Source organism: Algibacter sp. AS12, from assembly GCF_046736315.1.
GTDB classification, from domain to species: Bacteria; Bacteroidota; Bacteroidia; order Flavobacteriales; family Flavobacteriaceae; genus Algibacter_B; species Algibacter_B amylolyticus.
Map to the genome: position 1 here is coordinate 4,165,290 of NZ_CP151841.1, position 19,509 is coordinate 4,184,798.

The following is a 19,509-nucleotide window of genomic DNA, read 5'->3' on the forward strand; positions in this document are numbered from 1 at the left end:
GTGTGTGTTTTGGTCTATCATTTATTCTGAAAAGCCAATATACACATTTTCTTCTTCAATTTTAACAGGATAAATTGCAATAGGCTCTAATTCTCCATTTAAATTTTCTCCTGTTACTAAAGAAAATGTTTTTTTATGCAACGGGCAAGCTACCATAGGAATTCCTTTATGATCGCCTATCATACCTCTACTTAACACCATTTCCTCTTTATAAGGCGATAGGTTTTGGCAAGCATACCATGTACTTAATCTGCTAAAGTTAAAGACTGCTATTTGTAAATCTTTATACTTAACACAGGCACCTCCATCCTTTGGAAAGTCATTAATATGTGCTGCTTTAAACCAAATCTTTACCTCGTCGTTTTTTACTGTTTTGTACTTACTAGCGATTGTATTCATATGATATAAATTTTTGATATTAATTATTTCCAAGGCTCTGGCATTTTTTGCTCTCTTAAAGGCACAAACACTAAATTATCATCTTCATCTTCAGTGTTAACAAAATGATTAAAACGCTTCATCATTTCTGGATCATTGACCGCTTGAGTCCATTCGCACTCAAATTTATTTACTAATGATTGCATTTCAGTTTCTAAATCGGTTACGATACCTAATTTATCATCGATAATCACTTCTTTTAAATAATCCAAGCCGCCCTCTAATCGCTCTTGCCATGCGGCAGTACGCTGTAAAGGTTTTGCTGTTCGCATATAAAACATCAAGTAACGATCAATATATTTAATAACAGTTTCGTTATCAATTTGTTCCGCAAATAATTCTGCATGTCGCGGTGTAGCTCCACCATTTCCACCTAGATATAAATTCCAACCACCTTCAACAGCAATTAAACCAAAATCTTTTCCTCTAGCCTCAGCACATTCACGAATACACCCTGAAACACCACCTTTAATTTTATGTGGCGCACGAATACCACGGTATCGATTTTCTAGCTCAATACCAAAGCTTACACTTTCGGCCATACCATAGCGACACCATGTTGAACCCACACATGTTTTTACAGTACGTAGCGATTTTCCGTAGGCATGCCCACTTTCAAACCCATGGCTTATTAAATCTTTCCAAATTAGTGGTAATTGTTTTAAAGTTGCACCGAATAAATCGATACGCACACCACCAGTAACTTTAGTATATAAATCGTATTTCTTAGCAATTTCTCCAAGTGCAATTAACTTATCGGGCGTGATTTCACCACCTGGAACACGCGGTACAACAGAATAGGTTCCGTTACGTTGAATATTTGCCATAAACCTATCGTTAGAATCTTGAATAGCATATTCCTTATTAGCAGTATCTGCATTAATTGTAGCCATTAATGAAGCAACAAGAGGTTTACATAATTCGCAACCATGACCTCCCGTGCCATGATTATCCAGCACCTCGTTAAACGTGGTATAGCCTTTTACTTGTATAATTTTATATAAATCTTGTCTGCTTAGTTCGAAATGTTCGCAAACACCTTCTTTAACTTCAATACCAAGCGCTTTAAGTGTAGCATTAGTTAAATCGGCAACCATTGGTTTACACCCACCACAACCCGTTCCTGCTTTAGTACAGCTTACTACGCCTGCAATATCTGTGGCTTCACCATTTTCGATAGATGAACAAATTTGCCCTTTAGTGACACTCTCGCAAGAACATACCTGAGCTTCGTCTGGTAGATCGGTTACATCCCCAAAAGAAGTAGCACCATCGCTTGCCGGTAATATCAATTGAGAAGGGTCTTCCGGAATAGCCATTCCGTTTAAATATATTTGATGCAACATGTTGTAAGTAGAAGCATCTCCAACAAGAATCCCTCCTAATAATTTTTTACCATCGTGACTCACATTGATACGTTTATACAAATGCTGAGTTTTGTTTTCAAAAATTATAGAATGACCTTTAGATGCCGGCATAAATGGCTCACCAAAACTAGCAACATCAACACCTATTAATTTTAGCTTGGTAGACATATCAATATCTGCAGGCATAATTACCTCAGCCTTACCAATAATTTGATCTACCGCTACCCCAGCCATATCGTAACCTGGAGCAACCAAACCATAAATCATTTGATTATATAGAGCAATCTCGCCTATGGCAAAAATATTTTCATCGGAAGTTTGCATTTTATTATCTACCACAATACCACCACGAACACCAACTTCGAGTCCGCAATTTTTCCCTAGCTCATCTCTTGGACGAATACCTGCTGAAACAATTAGCATATCAACATCCAACACATCGTCTTCACCAAACTCCAAGCCTACAATAGAACCATTACCTAAAATTTGATTGGTAGCCTTACTTAAATGAATATTTAACCCAATAGATTCTAGTTTTAGCTGTAAAACTTGACTACTTCTTAAATCTAATTGCCTTGGCATTAATTTAGATGCAAACTCTACAATATGTGGTTCTAAACCCATATCCATAACAGCCTTACCAGCCTCCAAGCCTAATAGACCACCACCAAGAACAGCAGCTTTAGCATTGGGGTTTTTAGCTTTAAGTTTTGCGGCATAAGCTAACATACCTTCTAAATCTTCTATGGTTCTATATACAAAAACACCTTCCTTTTCAACACCTTTAATTGGAGGCACAAAAGGTGAAGACCCTGTAGCTAAAACTAAATAATCATAGGAAAACTCACGATCTTTAGCTGTTTTTATAGTTTTATCTTTTCTTGAAATATCTGAAACACGTTCTCCAGTAATTAAGTCAATATTATTATCGGCGTACCATTCTGCCGGAGCCATTTCTAGAGCTTTAGCATCTTGGTTTTCGAAAAACTCACTTAAATGAACCCTATCATAAGCAGGTCTTGGTTCTTCACCAAAAACCGTTATTCTAAAATCTTTAAACTCGGTTTTTTGTACAAATTTTTCACAAAACTTGTAACCAACCATTCCATTTCCAACAACAATAATATGTTTCATAATTACGTATTTGAAACAAAACTAAGTATTTTTACTTAATTTACGTAGTAAAAATAAAAAAACTACTTAAAAAACACGTAATATTATTGATTTCTCAAATTGAAATACTAATAATTGATTTTTAGAAAAATTATGAAGTTGATTTTGCTGAAATCTTAAACTTTTGTGATAGTTACCCTAACACTCTTAGAAGCCGGTGTTTTAGCGGTATGAGCAAAACTATCCAAGGGCACCAACACATTTGTTTCAGGAAAATAAGTCGCACAACAGTTTTTAGGAATATCGTAACCAACTACTTTAAATTGATTGGCCTCTCGAATAACGCCGTTATATTTAGATTTAATATTTACGACCTGATGTTCTTTAAAACTACGTAGTTTCATATCTTCTCGATTCATAAAAACAATTCGTCTTTCGTTATAAACACCTCTATAGCGATCGTTTAACCCATAAATAGTGGTATTAAATTGATCGTGACTACGTATAGTCATCATTACTAACTCACCATCCTTCAATTTCCATTCAGGAAGTTTATTTGATGTAAAATTGGCTTTCCCCGTTTTCGTTTTAAAAGACCTTACTCGCGCTCCATTAGGTAAATAGAAACCTGAAGGCTGTTTTAGTTTTTTATTATAATCTTCGAACCCAGAAACAACCTCAGCAATATCATCACGAACTAAATTATAATCATCCTTGTAGGCTAGCCAATTAATTTTAGAGCGGTCTTTTAAAGTTGCATGAGCTATACCACAAACTACGGAGACTTCACTTAATAAATCATCAGAACAAGGTTCTAAAATACCTTTTGTTGAAGACACAATACCCATAGAGTTTTCGACACTCTGTGTTTGTACTCCAGATTTTTGATAATCCTTTTCTGCACGACCTAAACACGGAAATATTAAAGCTTCTTGACCCGTAACTAAATGCGAACGATTTAGTTTTGTACTCACATGAACCGTTAAACTGCAATTGGCTAAAGCCTGTGCAGAATACTTAGTATCTGGCACTGCAGAGATAAAATTTCCGCCCATACCAAAAAATACTTTTACTTTGCCCTCGTACATAGCTTTTATAGATTCAATAACACTATAACCGTGCTTAACTGAAGGTTTAAAACCATATTTAGCTTCAATTTTATCTAAAAACGCTTGCGGTGCAGCTTCCCAAATACCAACTGTTCTATCGCCTTGTACATTAGAGTGTCCACGAACAGGACAAGTGCCTGCTCCTTCTTTACCAATACTGCCTTTAAGTAATAATAAATTAACAAGCTCACGAATATTATCGACTGCGTTTTCATGCTGTGTTAAGCCCATGGCCCAACAGATAATAATTTTATCGTTATTCAGAATTAAATCAAAAGCCTCATTAAAAGTTTTAATAGTAACACCTGAAGCTTCCAAACAAGTTTCAAAATTATAGGTTTTTAAATCTGAAACAAAAGCATCATAACCACTAGTATATTCATTGATAAAAGCTTTATCAAAAACACCGCCTTGAGCCTCCTCTTTTTCTAGTAATTTTAACAACAAAGCTTTAAAAAAGGCGACATCGCCATTAATAGTTATTGGCACAAACACATCTGAAAGTTTAGTACCTCCAGTAAGCATTTTTATTGGGTTTTGAGGATCTGTAAATTTTATTAAACCGGCTTCTGGCAAAGGATTTACCGCTATAATTTTACCTCCGTTTTTTTTAGTTTTTTCAAGAGCAGATAACATTCTTGGATGGTTGGTTGCTGGATTTTGCCCGATTACCATAACTACTTCTGCCTTATATAAATCATCTAAAGTAACGGAGCCTTTACCAATACCTAAAGTTTCGGAGAGTGCACTTCCACTTGCCTCGTGACACATATTAGAACAATCTGGCAAATTAGAAGTCCCGTATTCTCTAACAAATAATTGATATAAAAAAGCGGCTTCATTAGTTGTTCTACCAGAAGAATAAAACGCGGCTTCATCCGGATTATCTATATCATTTAAATGTTCTGCTACTTTATTAAAAGCATCATCCCATGAAATAGGTTGGTAATGAGATGCTCCTTTAGGCAGATACATGGGTTCTGCCAAACGACCTGATTTTCCTATTTCAAAATCTGATAAACTCGCTAAATCATCAACAGCATTTTGTGCAAAAAACTCACGATTAATAAGTTTATTCTGCATTTCTTCAGCCATAGCTTTTAAACCATTTTCGCAGTATTCACCAATTGCAGAACGATCGTCGTCTGGATCTGGCCAAGCACAACCAGGACAATCAAAACCACCTTTTTGATTCATTTTTAACGATACCTTTAAAGCATCTAAAGGTTTCATATATTTGTTAGCATGACCCAAAGCAGCTTTCAATGCTCCAAAACCCACACTATTGGTTGGCGGCGTTTTGGTTTTTATATTCTCGAATTTTTCGGGTGTTAGGGCTTTTTCTATTGGTGATTTACTCATTAAATTTCAATTATTTGAATGGGAACTCTTTTAAATCAAATTTACAATATTATCGTCGTTTAGGTCATAATCTTCGAATAGCAAATGGTCTTTTTTGTAACAGTTATGATTAAAAGCTAAAACATTTAATTATTTAAACTTGCGTTTTGTTTACAAAAACAATCTTCCATCATTTTATAAAGCTCCGGATGCTTTCGTTTGAATAACTTAGGACGTTCAAAAAAATACTCGGAGGCTACGGCAAAAAATTCTTCTTGATTTGTACCGCCATAATTTCTGATATCCGATGCATTATTATTTATGTCTTCCATTTTATCATGCATAAGCTTTAACCAAGGAATAGCGTAGCTATTGGATAACAAAAGCTTAGGAATACCATCTACATCGCCATCCATTTTATCTATAAGATGCACAAACTCATGGATTGCCGTATTTCCTTTATCTGTTTTATTATTAAAACCTAATCGCAATGCTTTTCTAGATAATATCATTTGGTTTTTAAAACGTCCTGTACCAACTAAGCCAGCTATATTTCTATTTTCGCCTTCAAAATTATAATCGGCATTAAAATGATCTGGATAAATAAGCACCGTTGTTAAATTTGTATAGCTCCAATTATCGAAACAAAAAACGGGAATAACAGCACTTGCAGCCACCAAAACCACATCCAATTCTTCTAATTGAAACTTAACGGCTTCTACATGCGTTTCCGATAAAAAACGTGCCATTTTGGTTCTAAAAAGCGCTTGTTCTTTACTTGATTCTAGATTTTTATAAAACAATACATGAGTTAACAAAAACTTATGCCACGTATCTGGAATTTTATAAATCTTCTTGGGTTTACTGTTTTTGTAATGATAGATTCCATACAACAGCAAAGTAATTACTACTAAACCTAATACCATAAATTAACCAACAACCGAATTTTCAACATTCATATTACTCATGTAAGGCTGTTTTGTTAAGCGTTTGCCGGTGGCCTTATAGATAGCATTTGCAACAGCTGCCCCAATTGGTGGCAACGTTGGTTCGCCTAAACCTGTTGGATCTATATTGTTTTCTATAAAATGAACATCGACTTTAGGTGTTTGCCCCATGCGAATTAATTGATACGTATTAAAATTATTAGATTGTGGCACACCGTTATTAAAACCAAAATCTGAATATAAGGCATGCCCAATACCATCAATAACACCGCCTTTAGCTTGGTTCATTGCACCCAAAGGATTAACTACAATACCACAATCTACCGCACAAGTAACTCGCTTTACATTAGGAATTCCATTTTCCATAGTAATGTCGGCCACCTCAGCGACATGCGAATTATGACAATAATACACCGAAAGTCCTTGATACACGCCTTCTTCCGCATTACCCCAATTCGATTTTTCGACTGCCAATTTTAAAACAGCCTGTAAACGCTCTGGACTATACTCGATGTTGGCCTCCGGATTCTTCTTAACATTATCTAATAAATCCATGTGTAATTGCACTCTATCCATACCTAATTCTTCTGCTAATTCATCAAAAAAGCTTTGCTCTGCACTAGCTAAAAAATTGGTGTATGGCGCTCTCCACGCTCCGGTAGTAATATTACTCTTGTAGTTAGCAGTATCGACTTGATAATTCTCTATAGCACCTGCAGGAAAGAAATTAGGAATTAAACCATACATATTTCCATTTACACAAGCCTCTTTTAAATGATAACCTGTAACCTTGCCGTCTTTAATTGATGCTGCTATTTTATATTTTGTTGACGGCCGATATACACCCGTAGTCATATCATCTTCTCTTGAAGAAACTACTTTTATTGGTTTCTTGATAGCATTAGATATTTCAGCAGCTTCATAAACAAAATCACCGTATAAACGTCTACCAAAGCCACCTCCCATTCTGGTCATTTCTAAATGAACATCTTTCAAATCTCTTTCTAATAACTCTGAAACAACTTTAGCCGCAGCCTCCGGTGTTTGTACTGGACCAACCAAATGCACTTTTTCTGGTGTTACGTTAGCGAAGAAATTCATAGGTTCCATAGTGTTATGGGGTAAAAAAGGCGCCTCGTAAACCCGTTCAATAATTTTATCTGCAGCGGCAAAAGCTTTTTTTACATTTCCGTCTTTTCGCCTTGTTTTAAACTTCTTTCCATCTAATAAAGCTAGTAAAGCTTTATCATGAGTTTCGGTGCTTTCTAGCGGTGTTTCGGTTTTCCAAATAGCTTTAATTGCTTTTTGGCCTTTCATTGCTTCCCATGTAGATTTCGCTATAACGACCACTTTATCAGAACTACTCATCTGCATTGACCAATTACTTTTTCCGCTGTCTCTGTAGGCTCTAATTTTTTCACCAATAGTAATAACATCAACAACTCCAGGTAATGCCTTTGCCACAGAATCATCAAAAGATTCTAAAACCTGCCCGAATGCAGGTGGTCTTAAAACACAAGCATACAACATGCCTTCTTCTTTATAATCTATTCCAAAAAGTGGTTTTCCCGTTATTATATTATTGATGTCAACATTGCCTTTTCCTTTTCCTATAATTTTAAAGTCTTTAGGATCTTTTAAAGTTACCTCTTCTGGTACTTCAAGAATGGCTGCTTCGGTTACCACATCGCCATAGCCTAAAGTTTCGCCTTTGGCGTTTGTAATTACACCTTCTGACACCGAACATTCTGAGGCATCAACACCCCATCTTGCAGCAGCAGCATTTACCAACATTTGTTTTGCCGTTGCCCCTGTTTGTCTTAAAGGTTCCCAACCATGACGAATAGACTGACTACCACCAGCTACTTGTCTTTGGTAATTTTCGGTATCTAATTTACCTTGTTGCACATAAACATCTTTCCAGGCGACATCTAGCTCTTCTGCAATAAGCATTGGCATTGATGTTTTTACGCCCTGACCAATTTCTGGATTAGGAGAAAAAATAGTTACTATACCTTCTTCGGAAATTTTAATAAACGCATTAAAATCGTTATAATTTAATTGGCTTAAATCTACCGAAGGTTTTAAATCTGCTTTACAAGCATTGAATAAATTAAAACCTATAATCATACCACCACTAGCTAAAGCCGATGATTTTAAGAACGATCTTCTACTGAATGTCATTTTTTTTGAAGCTGCCATTTGTTTATTTATATAGGATTAACTTATTTTTTTGATGCTAATTTTACAGCTTCTTCAATACTATTGTAGGCCGCACATCTGCAAATATTACCATGCATAGCATCGCGTATTTCAGAACCTGAAGGACTCGAATTCGTTTTTAAAAATGCTGAAGCCGTCATAATTTGTCCGGCTTGACAGTAGCCACATTGCGGCACATCTACTTCTTTCCATGCTTGCTGTACAGGGTGGTCTCCATGTTCTGAAAGCCCTTCAATAGTAGTTATATTCATGCCCTCTGCTTGCGACACTTGTAATAAACAACTTCGTGTAGCATTACCATCTACATGCACTGTACAAGCGCCACATTGCCCAATACCGCAACCAAATTTTGTGCCTACTAAATTAATTTTATCGCGTAACACCCATAGTAATGGCATATCGCTATCTGCTTCAACAGCAAAAGATTTATTATTTATTTTTAAGTTGAATGTTGGCATGGTTTAAATTTTTGTATTAAGATATTAAAAATTAAAGCGATTACTATGCTAACTTAAATTATTTAACATTCGATTAACTAGTTTCTAGTTTTCAATATTCGCCCTTTTAGTAATTTCATTTTTTCTATTAAAAAAAAAACTACGTTTAAGAAGTAAATTATTTTATATTGTGGCATGACTAACACTAAACGCATTGGTCTAATTCTAGGCCCTATTTTATTTGTTTTAATACGATTATTTTTTCATCCTGAAGGTCTCTCAGACGAAGCTAACGGTGTTTTAGCTTCAACGCTTTGGATTGCGCTGTGGTGGATTACCGAGGCTATCCCTATTGCTGCAACAGCTTTATTACCCATAGTATTATTTCCGCTTTCGGGAAGTTTGGATATTGGAACAACCACTGCATCCTTCGGTCATAAATTTGTGTTTCTGTATTTAGGCGGTTTTATAATTGCTATAGCCATTGAAAAATGGAATTTACATAAACGCATTGCACTTAATATAATTAATATAATTGGGTCCAACGTTCAAAAAATTATTTTAGGGTTTATGCTAGCCACCGCATTTTTATCGATGTGGATTTCCAATACAGCCACTTCGGTAATGATGTTACCCATAGGCATAGCCATTATTAAACAATTAAAAGACAATCCTAAAACCGATGAAGATGAAAACTTAGTATTTGGGAAGGCCTTAATGCTAGCCATAGCCTACAGCGCATCAATTGGAGGTATTGCAACTTTAATTGGAACACCTCCAAATTTAGTATTAGCAGGTGTTGTAGCTGAAACCTATGGCTACGAAATAACCTTTGCACAATGGTTTATTTTTGGGTTTCCTATTTCTGTGCTTTTACTATTTATATGTTGGAAGTATTTAACGGTGTTCGCTTTTACTTTTAAGCAAAAAGAATTCCCAGGAGGCAAAGAAGAAATAAAACGTTTACTAAAGTTACTTGGTAAAATGACTTATGAAGAAAAAGTAATAGCTACCGTCTTTGCAGCAACTGCTTTTTGTTGGATAACCCGCTCCTTTTTATTAACGAAACTATTACCGCAAATTGATGATACTATTATAGCTATTTTATTTGCTATCATTTTATTCTTGATACCCTCAAAAACGAAGCACGAGAATTTAATTTCGTGGAAAGACACCAAGAATTTACCTTGGGGTATTATTTTACTTTTTGGAGGCGGTATGGCGTTAGCAAAAGGTTTTGATTCTAGTGGATTAGCCTCTTGGATAGGAAACCAAATGACTGCATTAGAAGGTGTAACCACCATACTTTTAATTTTCCTTTTAATTGCGGCGGTAAATTTCCTAACCGAAATTACATCCAACTTAGCCACTACTGCTATGCTATTACCTGTATTAGCCCCAATGGCAATAACTATAGATATACACCCGTTTATTTTAATGGTTGGTGCAGCTGTGGCCGCATCGTGCGCCTTTATGCTTCCGGTGGCAACACCGCCAAATGCCGTAGTTTTTGGATCTGGCTATTTAAGAATACCTGATATGGTTAGTAAAGGGATTGTTATGAATATCATATCGATAATCATTTTAACGCTTTTTGTCTATTTTGTTTTGCCTGAACTTTGGGGTATTGTAATTGAAGGATTTCCCGATAGTCTTAAGGCTTCTAAATAACGTAATACAACAATCTAAAAAAACAGGAAACTTACTAAAAAAAGAGTGATTTAAGAGACCTTGTCTTTAACAAATTGTAAGGCACGTTTTTCATTATAATACACATTTTTTTTATCTATAAAACCTGCATGCCCACCATAATTAGGCATTTCTAAATACAAATTATCATTGTTTTTAGCCTCCTTTACTGGATAACATTCTGGAGATAAAAAAGAATCATTTAAAGCATTAATAATTAAAGTTGGAATTTTTATTTTCGGCAAAAACTGTAAACTACTACTACGCACATAATAATCTAAAGCATCTTCAAAATCGTGTGCTTTTGCGGTATACACATTATCGAAATCTGTTAATGTCTTTATAGATTCTAGCGTTTTGTCATTTAGCTTATCAGGAAACTTTTTCTGTTTAACCTTTAACCTGTTTAATAAATGTTTTAAAAACCTATCGTGGTACAATTTATTTTTAAACGTATGTAATTGTAATGCAGAGCCCGCTAAATAGCACGGTACAGAAACAGCTATTGCCGCTTTAACCTCTTCAGGAATAATATTTCGTTCTCCTAAATATTTTAGAATAATATTAGCACCTAGACTAATGCCTTTTAAGTAAATTTCTGAATAGGATTTTGTGCCATTAATATGGGCCAAAACATTTTTTAAATCCTCAGTATCACCAGAATGATAACTTCTATATTTTAAATTGTCTTCGCCACTACAGCCTCTAAAATTTATACAAACAGCATCAATATTATTTTCGTTAAATAATTTTGCTGTTCCGGTCATGTAGGGACGTTGTCCGTTACCTTCTAAACCATGCAGAAGCACAACAAGCTTATTTGTTTTTTGTTTAGAATAACTCCAATCTAAGTCTAAAAAATCGCCATCAATTAATGTAATACGTTCACGTTCTTGTTTTATAGATACGCGACGCACCAATCCAGAATACACTGTGGATACAAATCCTTTTTTAAAGAATAACGGTGGCTTGTATGTTGACTCTACTATTGGCATGTAATTATTTTACTTTAAGGTCTGCAAATTTAAAAGTATTTCCGTTAAATAATCCTTTATCGCTTAATTTTAACGAAGGTATAACTAATAAGGCCATAAAAGACAAGGTCATATAAGGCGCATGTAGTTTACTTCCTAAAGTTTTAGCCATTTTATCTAACTCAGCATATTGCTTTCCTATAGTTTCGCCATCTTTATCGCTCATAATTCCTGCTACTGGAAGAGACACTATTTTTTCTTCGGAATTGGAAACAGCACAAATTCCACCTTTATTTTTTATAATAACATTTACCGCTTTACAGATGGCTTCGTCTGAAACACCTACGGCAATGATATTATGAGAATCATGCCCAACAGATGATGCAATGGCGCCTTTGGTTAAACCAAAATTCTTTATAAATGCCATAGCTGGCTTTTGATTTTCATAACGATTTACAACCGTCATTTTTAAAATATCATTCTTAACATTGGATACTAAGTTACCACCTTGGTGTTTTGCTTTTTCAACTAACTCATTGGTTACCAACTGCCCTTCTAAAGCTTCAATAACACGAATTTGTTTTGCTGTGGATTCTACTCTAAAATCGGTAACTTCTTTTTCATTACAGTTAAAATTATTGAGATTTTCAAAGGCGACATCCTGTATTAACGATTTTCCATCAGTAAAAACAAGTTCTCCTTTTATATAGGTTTGAAGCGTTTTAAAAGTTCTTAAATCTCGAACCACAATAAAATCGGCATCATCACCTTTTTGCAGTAAACCAACATCTAGATTATAATGTTTTACAGGATTAATACAAGCGGCTTGCAAGACTTTAAACACATCGATTCCTTTTGCTACTGCACGTTCGCACAGTTGATTGATATGTCCTAAAATTAAATCGTCTGGGTGTTTATCGTCGCTACAAAACATCATGTTTTCAAAATGTTCTGGTAACAAATCAATTAAAGCATCGAAATTTTTAGCAGCACTTCCTTCTCTAATTAAAATTTTCATGTCTTTTTGAAGCTTCTCTAGAGCCTCATTGAAGGTAAAACACTCATGATCGGTTGTAATTCCTGCACGAATATATTTCGATACATCTTTACCTCTTAGTCCTGGTGCATGTCCATCAATAGGTTTATTAAAATATTTAGCCCATGCTATTTTTTTCATGACTTCATCGTCATTAAAAAGAACGCCAGGGTAATTCATCATTTCTGCTAAATACTTAATATCGGGGTTTTCAAGAAGTACTTTAATATCAACGGAATCTATAATGGCTCCTGCCGATTCAAAATCTGTAGCAGGAACACAAGACGGTGCCCCAAAGTTGAATTTAAAAGGGACTTGCTTTCCGTTTTCAATCATAAACTCCACACCTTTAACCCCTAATACATTAGCTATTTCATGCGGATCGGAAACGGTTGACACTGTACCATGAGTTACTGCTAGTTTAGCAAACTCACTAGGCACTAACATAGAACTTTCTATATGAATATGCGCATCTATAAAACCCGGAATTATATATTGGTTAACCTGATGCTCCTTTTCTTGAATAGAAACAATTTTACCGTTTACAAACGTAATTTCCCCTTTGTAAATGCGTTTATTTAGTATGTCTACGATGTTGCCTTGTAAAATCAAATGGATGCTTTTTTAAGTTTTAATAAGAAAAAATATAAGCTTACTATTATATACGTGGAAAAGAGAATTTAAAGCTATGCGCTATTTCAATTCAATTTTCATTATTTGTTTGGTACTGTCTGTTACTCTAAACCGGTTATCGGCCCGCCTGTTAATTACCCAAACGATGTCTTTGCCAGAATATAGGAGCCATGTATTCTCTTTATCTAAAAGTGATAATTTTTCGTCTTTAAAATACTTGCTTACTTTTTTCTTTCCGGTCATTCCTAACGGATAAAACACATCGCCTTCTTCATATTTCTTAATAGTTAAAGGAAACTGCAGCTTGCTTTTATCGACATAAATAACATTGGTTCGTTTTCCAAAAATAGCGTCGGCTTCATCGAAAAATAAGATACCGAAAGGTGTTTCTATTTGCTTTTCGTTTTTTAAAACTGAAATAGATTTATGATGCTCTGCATCTATTTTACTTAGCAATAAATGCGCTCTGTTTTTTATTAATCGGTAGGTGTTAGAAAATACTTGCTTACCGGTTTCGGCGTCTAATAAACTAACAATATCGTCCCATTGTGTAAAACCAAATTCCTTTAAAGCTTCATAAAGGTATGGCTTAGGGTTGTTAAGTTTTTTAAATTCTGAAATTTTAAACCGTACTTCGTTACCCTCTATATTTTCGATAGCTTTACTTAAAAAAGCGTCGACACTATCTTCTACAATATGATTTGTTTCCTTTAAATTATTGAGTGTATTTTGAAAACTTTGCAGCAAACTTGGGTTAATTTCCTTTAAAACAGGAATGACTTGGTGCCTTAATTTATTTCGTAAATATTTCACCGATTTATTGCTACTATCGTCGCGCCAAGTTATGTTATTTTGGGCGGCATAGTTTTCGATATCTTGAGATGAAAATGGTAATAACGGGCGCACAAACTTACCATTAACTTCGGGTATTCCTGTGAGACCTTCTAACCCTGTTCCTCTTGTGAAATTGATTAAAAATGTTTCTAAATTATCGTCGGCATGATGTGCGGTTAATATGTAATCAAATTTTAATTGATTGGCTAAATCGTTAAACCAATTGTAACGCAACTCGCGCGCTGCCATTTGAATGGACAACTTAGCATCTGTAGCAAAAGTTTGAGTATCGAAACGTTCTACAAAAACTTCTAGGTTTAATTTATCGGCAAGTTTAACTACCGATGCTTCGTCTGCATCACTTTCGGCGCCTCTTAAATTAAAATTGCAGTGTGCTAAGGTTATATCTAGTTTTAATTGGTGACATAAATGAGTTAGCACCACGCTGTCTATTCCGCCAGAAATAGCGATTAGTATTTTACCGTCGTTTAAAAACGATAGGTTTTTATTAATATGAGTTTGTAATGTATTGTGCACGCTCAAAGTTAAGTTTTATTTTATTCTCGCAAAAGATGAGAAGCCTTAAGTTTTTAAAATGTGCCTTTGATTTCTGTTTTAAAACCTGTGTTGGCAGATGCGTACGCAAGGGATTGAAACGGCATCCTTTTTTGGCTGCCATAAATGGCAAAAAAAAGACCTGCCTGCCGGCAAGCAGGCACCATAAAGCTTTTAATTTTCTAAAACATCGCGCATAGCCTTGGCTTTTATTAGGCATTCCTCGTACTCTTTTAAGGGGTCGCTTTTGGCTGTTATGGCGCCACCAACGGAATAAGAGACAAATTTTTTGGTTTTATTATAGAGAATGCTTCGTATTACAACATTAAAATCGAAATCGCCAGTGGGCGTAAAATACCCAATGGCACCAGAATAGATTCCACGCTTGCTATCCTCGAGGGTTTCTATAATTTTCATGGCCGATAATTTTGGCGCTCCCGTCATGCTACCCATTGGGAAAGTGCTTTTTATAATATCGACCGGATGGGTGCTTGAATCCACCTGAGACGTGATTGTAGAAATCATGTGATGCACTTGCTGGAAGGTGTAAATTTTACATAACTCCTCCACTTTTACGCTGCCTTTTAATGCGGTTTTTGATAAATCGTTACGCACTAAATCGACTATCATAATGTTTTCGCTGCGTTCCTTTTTATCTTTATGCAAATTGGTTTTTAGCAAATTATCGTCGGTGGTATTCATTGCTCGTTTTGCCGTCCCTTTTATGGGTTGCGAAATTATGGTAGTGCCTTCCTTTTTTAAGTAACGCTCTGGCGATGCACTAAGTACGTACTTATCTTCCAACCTTATAAACGCTGCAAAGGGCGGTTTGGATATACTGTTGAGTTTTTGGTAGGTTTCCAGAGGGTTTATTTCCTTGTTTTCGGCATAAAACTCTTGGCAAAAATTGGCCTCGTAAATGTCGCCACGATAAATATGCTCTAGCATGGTATTTACCTTCTCGAAGTAGGCATCTTTATGGGTACGTAGCTTAATTTTAATATCGGAATATGCTTGTCCGCGAGCTACTTGGGTGCGTATTTTTATGGCTAGTAGGTCGTCAACAATTTCGTCGTCAACAAAATTTAAATATTGAATTTCAACTTGGTTGCCCCTGATTAAAAACACCTTTTTGGGCTGAAAGAAACACAAATCTGAAAAGCCTAATCCATCAAAATTACCAGACTTTAATGCTTCGGTGTCGTTTTTTAAATCGTAGGTTAGGTAACCAAAAACCCAATCGTTGGTATAGCCTTGGTACTCTTTAAGTTTCTCGAAACCTTGGTGGTAATCTGTTTTAATACTCGTAAAAGCTTCTACCGCTAAAATAGCATCGTAACTGTAATGCTTTTGCTCGTTTTTGTTGGTGTTTGGGTTAGAGTCTAGCCATACAACTTCATCAAATTGTTGTGCCCAATTAAGCAGCTGGGTCTTAAATTTTTCGATATCCTCGAAAGTATGAATTTGTTTTGTCCTCAATTAAATAAATTATTAAGAATTCATTTTAACTTTAAGTCGAAATTAATTCTAAGCAAAGTTAATTAGAATACATAAAGCCTGTCTAAAATTTTATCAATTATTTTCAGCCAAACCCAGAAGTTTTGTTATTCCTTTTAATAAAATTGATATTCTATTACCATCAATAATCAGTAATCCGCTTTTTAAAATTGAAGATTTTTGTACCTTGTTTTAAATTTGAAAAATTCATGTACAGCTTAGAAAATAATATACTTAAAATAGACATTAAAAAAACGGGCGCAGAGTTATGTGGCATAACCGGTTTAAAAAACAACACCGCTTTTATGTGGCATGCAGACCCCGATATTTGGGGCAGTTACGCACCTAACCTATTCCCTATAATTGGCGCGCTAAAAGATGACACCTATGTTTTTCAAGGAAAGCCTTATACGTTACCTAAACACGGTTTTATAAGAAATAATGACGATGTTACCCTACTTGAACAAACTAAAAACAGTATTACTTTTAAACTTGTTAGTAATAACGATTTAATAAAAAAATACCCTTTTAAATTTGAGTTTTTAATTACCTACACATTAACGGATAACACTATAGAAGTAAAGCATAGCATAAAAAACTTAGATGATACTACCATGTATTTTTCGGTTGGTGGCCACCCCGCTTTTAAATGCCCTGTTTACCAAAATGAAAACTACGAAGATTACACTTTGGAGTTTGAACACCCCGAAAACTCTAAAACCCATTTAATAAATATGGCTAATGGTTTAATATCCTCTAATACCGAACAAGTATTTTTTAATTCTAACAGCATTACCCTAAACCGCGATATATTTAAAAGAGACGCGCTTATTTTTAAAGATTTAAAATCTAAAAAAGTGACCTTAAAAAGTGCGAATCACGGTCCTATTTTAACCGTAAGCTACCATGATTTCGACTATTTAGGGCTTTGGGCAAAACCAAACGGCGACTATGTATGTATAGAGCCATGGCTGGGTATAGCAGATAGCGAAGACACTAACCAAAACCTAATAGAAAAAGAAGGGATTATTAGTTTAGCCCCAAATAAAAGTTACCAAGCCACCTATAGCATTGAAATACATAATAGCCATTTAGTCTAACAGAATAAATAAGCTTAACTTTGCGTGCTAAATAGCACTATTTTGTAATTTAAGCTTAGGCCTAACTTTTATTTTTAAGGCACCTCACTTTAATTGCAAAGCAAACAACAGTAGTATTACAGAAACTTATGGCACATTTTGAAGATTTAAATTTAAACACACCTTTACTTAACGCACTTAGCGACTTAGGTTTTACAACACCTACACCTATACAAGAAGAGGCCTTTAACATTGTGGCATCTGGTAAAGACGTGGTTGGTATAGCACAAACAGGTACAGGTAAAACTTATGCCTATATGCTGCCAATACTTAAAAACTTAAAATTTTCGAAACAAGAAACCCCAAGAGTTTTGGTTTTAGTACCAACAAGAGAGTTAGTTGTGCAGGTTGTAGACGAAATAGAAAAACTATCAAAATATATAAACAATCGTGTTTTAGGTGTTTACGGTGGCACCAATATAAATACCCAAAAACAAGCCATTGCCGAAGGTATCGATATTTTAGTAGCCACACCTGGTCGCCTTTACGATTTAGCTTTAACACGAGTTTTACAACTGAAATCCATACAGAAATTAGTGATTGACGAGGTGGATGTTATGCTTGATTTAGGGTTTAGACACCAGTTAATAAACATTTTTGATATCCTGCCAGAAAAGCGCCAAAACATTATGTTTTCGGCAACCATGACGCAAGATGTCGATTTACTAATTAACGATTTCTTTAAAAGTCCAGAGCGTGTATCCATTGCCGTTTCTGGAACACCATTAGATAATATATCGCAACAACGTTACATAGTGCCTAACTTTTACACCAAGGTAAATTTGTTAACCCATTTATTAAAAGATAAAGAGCACTTTAATAAAGTTTTAATTTTTGTGGCCTATAAACGTATGGCGGACCGTTTGTTCGATAATTTAGACGAACGTTTTCACGACGAGTTATGCGTAATCCACTCTAACAAGACACAAAATTACAGGCTACGTAGTATCGAGCAATTTCGAAATGGAGAAAACCGTATTTTAGTGGCTACCGATGTTATGGCACGTGGTTTAGATATCGATAACGTTTCGCATGTTATCAATTTCGATACACCAGATTTTCCTGAAAACTACATGCACCGTATTGGTAGAACAGGTCGTGCAGAACGCGAAGGTGAAGCCCTTGTTTTTAGCACTAAAAAAGAGCAAGAAGCTATCGAAAATATCGAGCTGTTAATGAAAATGACAATTCCGGTTCTAGAAATTCCAGAAACCGTAACCATCTCTACCGATCTTATTGAAGAGGAACGTCCGCAAATAAAAGAGCGCAACAACCCAAACAAACGTAGTCAAGACGAAGATGCTCCTGGACCAGCTTTTCATGAAAAATCTGAGAAAAACTCTAAAGAAAACTTAGGCGGTTCTTATAAATTTAAAATTGCTGCCAAATACAAAAAACCTAAAACAAAAGGCGATAAAAACTACAACAGACGTAATAAAAGGAAATAAGCCGCAGTTTTCAGTGGCAGTTTTCAGTTGGTTGCGTTTTTAAAAATTAGTGTTTAAGCTTCATATTTATATATTTTTGGGCGTTACCACAAGGGTCGCGCTTTCCGCTGCAAGTCCTCGCTCCTCCTACGTCGGGCTGTAGGCTTTTCACTGCAATCCCTAACGCACCTATCTGACTAGTATAATTATTAGGTGATTTTTATAGAGTTGCTTGCTTGTGTTAATTTTATAATTCGTTACAACTTTAAGTCAAAGCTTAGTGGAAGCGACGGTTATAAAAAGATAGATGTATTATTAGTTTTCAGAATCTGCCAACTTTTTAGTATCCACATACTGCTGAAAGTTGGTAATTTTACCTTCATCATTAAGTGTCCATAAATGTGCCGCTTGTGCATTATAACTCTTACCCGTAGCCTTAACTTTAGCATTATATCTTAGCGTAGCCAAAACCATGTTGTCATTCATACCATGAACTTTTACATCCTGCACCCCAAAATGGTCGTGATTTGCTCCTAGACGTGCAAAAACACCTTCTAAAATTGCATTTGGACCAACGTAAGGGTTTCCATCTGCAAGAGAGTTGCTTTCGGCTTCATTCCATTCTATTTTAGCATGCATTAACCCTAGAACGGTTGGCATATCGCCTGTGGCAAAAGCACTGTAGAGTTTGTCAATAATCTCAATGTTTTGTTTTGTAGTCATAATTTTGGTTTTAGTTAGGTTATTTAT

14 protein-coding genes are annotated in these 19,509 nt (G+C 35.3%); 3 read left to right on the forward strand and 11 right to left on the reverse strand.

Going from position 1 to position 19,509, the window contains the following annotated elements:
- Positions 1-21 precede the first annotated feature (21 nt).
- From nirD to AAFN75_RS16995, 6 genes are all read right to left on the reverse strand, one after another.
- Positions 22-399, reverse strand: a complete 378-nt coding sequence (gene nirD / locus AAFN75_RS16970) for a nitrite reductase small subunit NirD (protein ID WP_411807488.1) — start codon at positions 397-399, stop codon at positions 22-24.
- 23 nt (positions 400-422) lie between these two features.
- Positions 423-2,939, reverse strand: a complete 2,517-nt coding sequence (nirB, locus tag AAFN75_RS16975) for a nitrite reductase large subunit NirB (RefSeq protein ID WP_411807489.1) — start codon at positions 2,937-2,939, stop codon at positions 423-425.
- Positions 2,940-3,094: 155 nt separating this feature from the next.
- On the reverse strand, positions 3,095-5,389 hold the full coding sequence (locus AAFN75_RS16980; protein ID WP_411807490.1) for an FdhF/YdeP family oxidoreductase: 2,295 nt from the start codon (positions 5,387-5,389) through the stop codon (positions 3,095-3,097).
- 125 nt (positions 5,390-5,514) lie between these two features.
- Complete coding sequence (locus AAFN75_RS16985) at positions 5,515-6,294, reverse strand: zinc-dependent peptidase (protein ID WP_411807491.1); 780 nt, start codon at positions 6,292-6,294, stop codon at positions 5,515-5,517.
- Positions 6,295-6,297: 3 nt separating this feature from the next.
- Complete coding sequence (locus AAFN75_RS16990) at positions 6,298-8,517, reverse strand: molybdopterin cofactor-binding domain-containing protein (RefSeq protein ID WP_411807492.1); 2,220 nt, start codon at positions 8,515-8,517, stop codon at positions 6,298-6,300.
- A gap of 23 nt (positions 8,518-8,540) precedes the next feature.
- Entirely contained in the window at positions 8,541-8,996 is a 456-nt protein-coding gene (locus tag AAFN75_RS16995; RefSeq protein WP_411807493.1) for a (2Fe-2S)-binding protein, read from the reverse strand.
- A gap of 174 nt (positions 8,997-9,170) precedes the next feature.
- Between AAFN75_RS16995 and AAFN75_RS17000 the strand changes: the two genes are divergently transcribed.
- Positions 9,171-10,646 carry an SLC13 family permease gene (locus tag AAFN75_RS17000; protein WP_411807494.1) on the forward strand — a complete coding sequence of 492 codons (1,476 nt, stop codon included), beginning with the start codon at positions 9,171-9,173 and terminating at the stop codon, positions 10,644-10,646.
- Between the two features lie 50 nt (positions 10,647-10,696).
- On the opposite strand, the gene AAFN75_RS17005 is transcribed toward AAFN75_RS17000, so the two are convergent.
- The 4 genes from AAFN75_RS17005 to pabB form a co-directional block, all read right to left on the reverse strand.
- Positions 10,697-11,659 carry a YheT family hydrolase gene (locus tag AAFN75_RS17005; protein ID WP_411807495.1) on the reverse strand — a complete coding sequence of 321 codons (963 nt, stop codon included), beginning with the start codon at positions 11,657-11,659 and terminating at the stop codon, positions 10,697-10,699.
- Positions 11,660-11,663: 4 nt separating this feature from the next.
- Positions 11,664-13,286, reverse strand: coding sequence for an adenine deaminase (gene ade, locus AAFN75_RS17010; RefSeq protein WP_411807496.1), 1,623 nt, complete (start codon positions 13,284-13,286; stop codon positions 11,664-11,666).
- An 81-nt stretch (positions 13,287-13,367) separates the two neighbouring features.
- A complete protein-coding gene (gene tilS, locus AAFN75_RS17015; protein WP_411807497.1) occupies positions 13,368-14,678 on the reverse strand; it encodes a tRNA lysidine(34) synthetase TilS in 1,311 nt (436 codons plus the stop codon).
- Between the two features lie 192 nt (positions 14,679-14,870).
- Positions 14,871-16,175, reverse strand: coding sequence for an aminodeoxychorismate synthase component I (gene pabB / locus AAFN75_RS17020; RefSeq protein WP_411807498.1), 1,305 nt, complete (start codon positions 16,173-16,175; stop codon positions 14,871-14,873).
- A 227-nt stretch (positions 16,176-16,402) separates the two neighbouring features.
- On the opposite strand from pabB, the gene AAFN75_RS17025 reads away from it, so the two are divergent.
- Both AAFN75_RS17025 and AAFN75_RS17030 read left to right on the forward strand, forming a co-directional pair.
- Entirely contained in the window at positions 16,403-17,293 is an 891-nt protein-coding gene (locus tag AAFN75_RS17025; RefSeq protein ID WP_411807499.1) for an aldose 1-epimerase family protein, read from the forward strand.
- A 128-nt stretch (positions 17,294-17,421) separates the two neighbouring features.
- Positions 17,422-18,780 carry a DEAD/DEAH box helicase gene (locus AAFN75_RS17030; protein ID WP_411807500.1) on the forward strand — a complete coding sequence of 453 codons (1,359 nt, stop codon included), beginning with the start codon at positions 17,422-17,424 and terminating at the stop codon, positions 18,778-18,780.
- 294 nt (positions 18,781-19,074) lie between these two features.
- On the opposite strand, the gene AAFN75_RS17035 is transcribed toward AAFN75_RS17030, so the two are convergent.
- Entirely contained in the window at positions 19,075-19,482 is a 408-nt protein-coding gene (locus AAFN75_RS17035) for a nuclear transport factor 2 family protein (RefSeq protein ID WP_411807501.1), read from the reverse strand.
- Between the last annotated feature and the right edge of the window lie 27 nt (positions 19,483-19,509).